This is a genomic window from Limosilactobacillus sp. DJ3M12, assembly GCF_947381695.1.
Taxonomy (GTDB): Bacteria; Bacillota; Bacilli; order Lactobacillales; family Lactobacillaceae; genus Limosilactobacillus; species Limosilactobacillus kinnaridis.
Genome location: NZ_CANCWY010000010.1, coordinates 57,813 through 64,041 on the forward strand (window position 1 = coordinate 57,813; position 6,229 = coordinate 64,041).

Sequence of the window (6,229 nt, forward strand, 5' to 3'; positions counted from 1 at the left end):
TAATAATGTTGCAATTTGATCGTCATCGTCGTTTACGTACTAGCGCTGCAATGCGAGATTTGGTAAGAGAAACTCATTTAAATAAAGATGATTTAATTATGCCGGTTTTCGTGGACGCAACAATCAACGGCAAAGAAGAAATTCCGTCAATGCCGGGAATTTACCGGTATAGTCTTGATACCATTTTGGATGAAATCAAGGAAATCGTGGACCTTGGTATTAAATCAATTATTATTTTTGGTGTTCCAGAGAAAAAAGACGAGGTTGGAACCGGCGCTTGGGAAGAGAATGGTATTGTCCAACAAGCGATTCGGTTAATCAAGAAAAACTATCCTGAATTAATCGTAATTGCAGATACCTGCTTATGTGAATACACCAGTACCGGTCACTGCGGAATTCTTAAAGACGGAATAGTCTTAAACGATGAATCCTTAGAATATCTTACTAAAACAGCAGTTAGCCAAGTGGCAGCCGGTGCGGATATTATTGCGCCATCAAATGCAATGGACGGTTATGTCGCTGCTATTCGTCAAGGATTAGATGAAGCAGGATTCAAGAACACACCAATTATGTCCTATGCGGTTAAGTTTGCTTCTTCATTCTACGGTCCATTCCGTGACGCAGCAGATGGTTCACCTAAAGAAGGACCTAAAGATCGAAAAACATACCAAATGGATCCAGCTAATCGCCTAGAAGCATTGCGTGAAGTAGCTAGTGATGAAAAGGAAGGTGCTGATTTTGTGATGGTTAAACCAGCAATGGCCTTCTTAGATATTATGCGTGAAGTTCGTAACCATACTTTATTACCACTAGTTGCATATAATGTTTCTGGTGAATATGCAATGGTTAAGGCAGCTACAGCTAATGGCTGGATTAATGAGGACCAAATAGTTTATGAAAGTTTGGTTGGAATGAAACGAGCTGGGGCAGACTTAATTATTACTTACTTTGCCAAGGACGTTGCTAAAAAACTTTAATTTGTTAGGTGGGTTTATTTTGAGTAAATTAAATACAACAAGATCAAAGGCAGCTTTTAAGGAAGCACAAAAGTATATGCCAGGCGGGGTTAATAGTCCTGTACGAGCATTTAAAAATGTTGGTGGCGATCCGCTTTTTATTGACCATGGTAAAGACGAATATATTTACGATATTGATGGAAATAAATATATTGATTATGTTTTATCATGGGGTCCGCTAATTTTAGGACATGCAGACGATCAAGTAGTAGCTGAGCTTGATAAGGCAGTTGCAAAAGGCACGAGCTATGGTGCGCCTACATTACAGGAAACTGAATTAGCAAAAATTGTTAATAAGATTATGCCATCAATAGAAATGATTCGGATGGTATCTTCAGGAACGGAAGCGACAATGAGTGCTATTCGGTTAGCCCGTGGGTACACTCGCCGCGAGAAGATTGTAAAGTTTGTGGGTAATTATCATGGACACAGTGATTCGCTATTAGTTGACGCAGGGTCAGGTTTAGCAACATTTGGCATTAATACTTCGCCTGGTGTACCTGATGACCTTGCTTACGATACCTTAACAGTTGCCTACAATGATGTGGACGGTGTTAAGAAATTATTTGCAGATCATGGGGATGAAATTGCTTGTGCGATTGTTGAACCAGTAGCGGGAAATATGGGTGTTATTCCTGGTACTCAAGACTTCTTGCAAACTCTTCGTGATGTTACCAAAGAGCACGGGTCCCTTCTTATTTTTGATGAAGTAATGTCTGGCTTCCGAGCAGCATATCATGGTGTACAAAGTTTAGTTAATATTACCCCTGATTTAACAACACTAGGCAAAGTTATTGGTGGAGGACTTCCAGTGGGTGCGTTTGGTGGTCGTCGTGAAATTATGGAGCAAATTACCCCTGCTGGTAGTATTTATCACGCTGGAACCCTTTCTGGAAATCCATTAGCAATGACAGGCGGAATCAGTACGCTTAAGCAATTAACCCCTGAAGATTATGTTGAGATGGATAAAAAAGTTACAGCATTAACTGATGGGATTAAGCAAGCTGCAGATAAGTATGGTGTACCAATGACTGTTCATCATGTTGGAACAATGTGGAGCTACTTCTATAATGGTGATTCAATTAATAACTTTGATGATGTAAAGGCATGTGATCAGAAACTCTTTGAAAAGTGCTTCTGGGAACTATTAGCCCATGGTATTTATGTTGCACCTTCACAATTTGAAACAAACTTTATTTCTACTAAGCACACTGATGAGGACATTGAAAAGACAATTGCAGCATTTGATGCAGCATTTAATGCGGCAACCAAGTAAATAAAAGATTAAAAGGCTGTGGCAAGGAATTGTCACGGCTTTTTTTGAAAGAAGTGAAAAAATGGGAAAGCAAAACTTAACCCTTGTCTTAGGCGGTGCCAAGAGCGGTAAGTCAGAATTTGCTGAAAGTTTATATTCGCGCCAAGAAAAGGTTTGCTATATCGCAACTGGTGTAGTAAAAAATCCGGACGGTGAAATGCAATTACGAATAAAACGCCATCAAGAGCGCCGATCAGCTAATTGGACAACGCGAGAACAATATAGAGATATTGCAGAAGCGATTGAAGATAATCCTTTAGATGGCTACTTACTTGATGATGCGATAATGCTAGTTACAAACTTGTTTTATGATTTTGTGCTAACTAAAACAACGCCAGAAAGAATAGATGCTTATTTAGAGCAAACATCTTCGACAGAAATAGCAAAAATTCGACAAATGATTCTTGATGAGTGGACAAAAATTTTAATAGCGCAAAAGCAGAATAGTCAATCAATGGTAATAGTTAGCGATGAAGTTGGCTTAGGAGTAGTACCAGCAACCAAGCAAACACGGATTTTACGCGATTTGTATGGTGAGGTTAACCAGCTAATTGCCAAGAAAGCAGATGACGTCTATTTTGTCATTAGCGGATTAGTCCAGAAAATTAAGTAGGTGATGAAATGAAAGATGCGTTGATTTTATTTGGGCAGTTTTTTACTAAGCTGAACATTCCAATCCCTGTTGATGATGCAACTAATAAATTCAAAACGAGTATCCAATATATTACCCTTTTTAGCTTTTTATTAGGATGTATTGAAGGGCTAATCTTTTGGGGCTTTACCTACCTTTTTCCATTATGGTTTGCGTGGATTTTATACTGGATTACTGATGGCTTATTAACGGGGGGCTTTCACCTTGACGCACTTGCCGATACGGCCGATGGCTTTTTCTCGTCTCGAACATCTGATAAGATTTTTGCAATTATGAAGGACAGTCGGCTAGGGACAATGGGGAGCTTGGCACTGGTCTATTATTATGCATTAGTTGTTGGCTTAGGAATTGTTATTAGCCGTTATTTAACCCTTACTCATATGATCCTATTGACAATTTGTCTAACTATGCTGACTAAGGCCGGTTTGTCACTCCTCTTTTATAAAATGGTTTATCCAGGTAATAAAAAGGGGCTTTCAAACATCTGGCTAGGAATTAAACCTTGGCGGATAGTAGTCGCACAGGTTTTTGCAATTATTGTTGTTAGCCTCTGCTTTTCATGGCAGGGCTTAGTTAGCTACTTAATGATCCCATTGGTAGCCTTTTTCTATCGTCGAAAGGTGACGAAAGTGTTAGGAGGAACGCCGGGAGATACGTTAGGAGCATTTGCTAGTCTTTCTCCATTGATTTTTTTGATAACACTTACTATTTTATTGAGGTTTGGATTATGAAACTGATTTTAGCACGACACGGAGAGACCAATTATAATCATTTGCGAAAATTTTACGGGTCGGCTGATGTTAGTCTTGATGAAAAAGGAAAAAGGCAAGCACAGGAATTAGCAGAAAAGGTAAGAAAGCTTCAGCCTACATTATTTGTTAGGACTAATCTTCAACGGACAAAACAAACGATTAGTGCAACAGAAGCATTCTTTCCGACAACTCCGACAATAATAATTCCTGATTTAGCTGAAAAAGGATTTGGCAATTGGGAAGGATTAGATGCAGATGAAATTGAAACTCAGTATCCAGAAGATTGGGAAAAATGGCTATCGGCACCGTTAACATATACACCAGCAACAGTCGAACCGTTTGATTACTTTCGGACTCGGGTACAGCAAGGCTTGCAATGGTTATTGGAGCATGTTACGGAAAGTGATGTAGTTTTTATCGTAGCCCACCTTGGGTCTCTTCGTCTGATATACCAAGAATTGATTGACCCGACAGCGGATTTTTATTCGCTTGATTTTAAGGCGTCTTGCTATAGCACAATTGAGTTTAGAAATGGGAGTGTTTACCAGTGGGAAATGAATCAATAGGGGATGGAGAATTATGGCAATTTTGATAACATATCCTAAACATAAAATTCCAATTTATTGGCGGATGCGATTAGAACAGCAAGAAGACGTGATTTACTTTCCGTTTCGCGTCCTAAAACCGGTTAAACTCAGTAGAGAAGAGATTCAGCAGGTAAAAAAAAGCGCGACATTGGTTATTACTAGCCTGTACGGAGCAAAAGTGTTTATTGAGGAGTTAAGTAAACTTAATAAAGCCGCAACGATTTATGTCCTTAGTGATAAGATCAAAAAAGTTTTACAAGAAAAAATCAAAAATCCGATTAAAGTAGCAGAGAGCGAAAACCGGAATGCTCTTCTTAAAGACTTAGAACAGCAAGAGGTTACTAGTGTATGCTGGTTAATTGGGGATAAGGCCGAAAAGTACTATGACGACTTTATTGGAAGTAAGGTAGTAATTTACCAAAATACGTGGGATAAACTACATGCTAGCAAGGGCTTAAAAATCTTTTTAAAGCATCAAATTACCTCAATACTAGTAACAAGCTCGTCTAACTTTGATCGGATGTATGAAGTGATGACTAAAGTTGATAGTAGCGATTATAAACACGTTAATTATTATGTATTAGGAACAAGCACGGGAAAGTACTTGGCGACAAAGGGGCTAAAAGTAAAAGTACCAACAGAAAAAAGAGATGTTTTAGCACATGTGTTAGAGAGTATTTGGCAAAGCGAAAGGAATAAGTAAAATGAATTTTAATGAGGTACGATGCCAACCGTTGTCAAAAGAAGCAATGGCTAAGATGCAAGCAAGACTTGATAATCTCGCAAAACCAGTCAAGGGGCTTGGTCGGCTTGAGGAATTAGCTGATCATTTAGCGGGAATCTATGGGACAAGCGATTTTGATGTTAAACCGCGAAAATGTTTGGTCTTTGCAGCTGATAGTGGCGTAGTTCACGAAGGCGTATCAGCGAGCCCGCAAAAAATTACGGCAATTCAGGCGGTGAATATGATGAATGGTCATACTGCCGTTGCAGCGCTCGCAAAAGCATTTAATTGTCATTTGCAGGTTTATGATATCGGAATTAATGCCGAATTAAACTCGCCGTTGGTAGAGGAAAATAAAATTCGGCAAGAAACCGGTGATATGTTAGTGGAACCCGCAATGACGGTTGATGAAGCAAGGCGGGCAGTTCAATATGGCTTTGATAAAGGAATCGAAGCATACCAAGCTGGTAACCAAGTAATTGCGGTTGGTGAGTTAGGAATGGGCAATACCACAGCAGCATCAGCAATAATTGCGGCAATCTTAGGAAAAACCGGTGAAGAAGTTGCGGGAAGAGGCTCTAATATTTCTGATGAACGGCTAAAGCATAAAATTGCAGTAATTAATAAAAGCCTTGATCGTGCGGGCTTTAGTGGAAAGAAGAATAATGATGCACTAACGGTGTTAAGTGAGGTTGGGGCACTCGAGCTTGGTGCAATGGCCGGTGCGATCCTAGCTGCTGGTGCAATGAGGAAACCGGTTTTATTAGATGGCTTTTTATCTTATTCGGCAGCATTATTAGCAAGTACGATCAATCCAGAGATTATTGCTTATATGATTCCGACCCATAAGTCAAAAGAGCATGGTTCACAGATTGTATTACAAGCACTAGGTTTGGCACCGTATATTGATATTGATATGTGTGTTGGCGAAGGAAGCGGGGCAATGATGATCCTGCCATGGTTAGATGGGATCAAATCGGTTTTGGAAAATATGAATACTTTACAGGAAATGGATTTTAACTTTATTCCTTAATTAAAGAAGGCAAGAAGAAATTATGAGGAATAAAGCGGTTATATGGGCGATTTTGTCTGCTTTTTTATATGCAATTTATCCATAAATTTGCGAGAATACCCCCACTTCTATAAGTAGGGGATGAATCGCTCTCTTAAAGCACGTTAGTGC

The 6,229-nt window shown here is 39.3% G+C and carries 7 protein-coding genes; all 7 read left to right on the forward strand.

The window, feature by feature from the left end; all coding sequences use genetic code 11:
* The first annotated feature begins 5 nt into the window (after positions 1-5).
* The 7 genes from hemB to cobT all read left to right on the forward strand — a co-directional run bounded on the left by hemB (position 6) and on the right by cobT (position 6,079).
* Positions 6-977 (forward strand): porphobilinogen synthase, encoded by a 972-nt coding sequence (gene hemB, locus QOS06_RS06700; protein ID WP_003669950.1) that lies wholly within the window; start codon positions 6-8, stop codon positions 975-977.
* Positions 961-2,292 (forward strand): glutamate-1-semialdehyde 2,1-aminomutase, encoded by a 1,332-nt coding sequence (gene hemL, locus QOS06_RS06705; RefSeq protein ID WP_225357313.1) that lies wholly within the window; start codon positions 961-963, stop codon positions 2,290-2,292. The genes hemB and hemL overlap by 17 nt, the downstream gene beginning before the upstream one ends.
* A 61-nt stretch (positions 2,293-2,353) precedes the next feature.
* Positions 2,354-2,944, forward strand: coding sequence for a bifunctional adenosylcobinamide kinase/adenosylcobinamide-phosphate guanylyltransferase (locus tag QOS06_RS06710; protein WP_003669952.1), 591 nt, complete (start codon positions 2,354-2,356; stop codon positions 2,942-2,944).
* A gap of 8 nt (positions 2,945-2,952) precedes the next feature.
* On the forward strand, positions 2,953-3,714 hold the full coding sequence (locus tag QOS06_RS06715) for an adenosylcobinamide-GDP ribazoletransferase (RefSeq protein ID WP_003675121.1): 762 nt from the start codon (positions 2,953-2,955) through the stop codon (positions 3,712-3,714).
* Positions 3,711-4,301, forward strand: coding sequence for a histidine phosphatase family protein (locus QOS06_RS06720; RefSeq protein ID WP_003669956.1), 591 nt, complete (start codon positions 3,711-3,713; stop codon positions 4,299-4,301). Before QOS06_RS06715 ends, QOS06_RS06720 begins: the two co-directional genes overlap by 4 nt.
* Before the next feature lie 13 nt (positions 4,302-4,314).
* Entirely contained in the window at positions 4,315-5,025 is a 711-nt protein-coding gene (locus QOS06_RS06725) for a uroporphyrinogen-III synthase (protein ID WP_003669957.1), read from the forward strand.
* A 1-nt stretch (position 5,026) separates the two neighbouring features.
* Positions 5,027-6,079 carry a nicotinate-nucleotide--dimethylbenzimidazole phosphoribosyltransferase gene (cobT, locus tag QOS06_RS06730; protein WP_003669958.1) on the forward strand — a complete coding sequence of 351 codons (1,053 nt, stop codon included), beginning with the start codon at positions 5,027-5,029 and terminating at the stop codon, positions 6,077-6,079.
* The last annotated feature ends 150 nt before the right edge of the window (positions 6,080-6,229 follow it).

Excerpts from the sequence above, each read along its gene's own strand:
- cobT (WP_003669958.1), top strand. The coding sequence starts at position 5,027 with ATGAATTTTAATGAGGTACGATGCCAACCGTTGTCAAAAGAAGCAATG.
- QOS06_RS06710 (WP_003669952.1), top strand. The coding sequence starts at position 2,354 with ATGGGAAAGCAAAACTTAACCCTTGTCTTAGGCGGTGCCAAGAGCGGT.
- QOS06_RS06725 (WP_003669957.1), top strand. The coding sequence starts at position 4,315 with ATGGCAATTTTGATAACATATCCTAAACATAAAATTCCAATTTATTGG.
- hemB (WP_003669950.1), top strand. The coding sequence starts at position 6 with ATGTTGCAATTTGATCGTCATCGTCGTTTACGTACTAGCGCTGCAATG.
- QOS06_RS06720 (WP_003669956.1), top strand. The coding sequence starts at position 3,711 with ATGAAACTGATTTTAGCACGACACGGAGAGACCAATTATAATCATTTG.
- QOS06_RS06715 (WP_003675121.1), top strand. The coding sequence starts at position 2,953 with ATGAAAGATGCGTTGATTTTATTTGGGCAGTTTTTTACTAAGCTGAAC.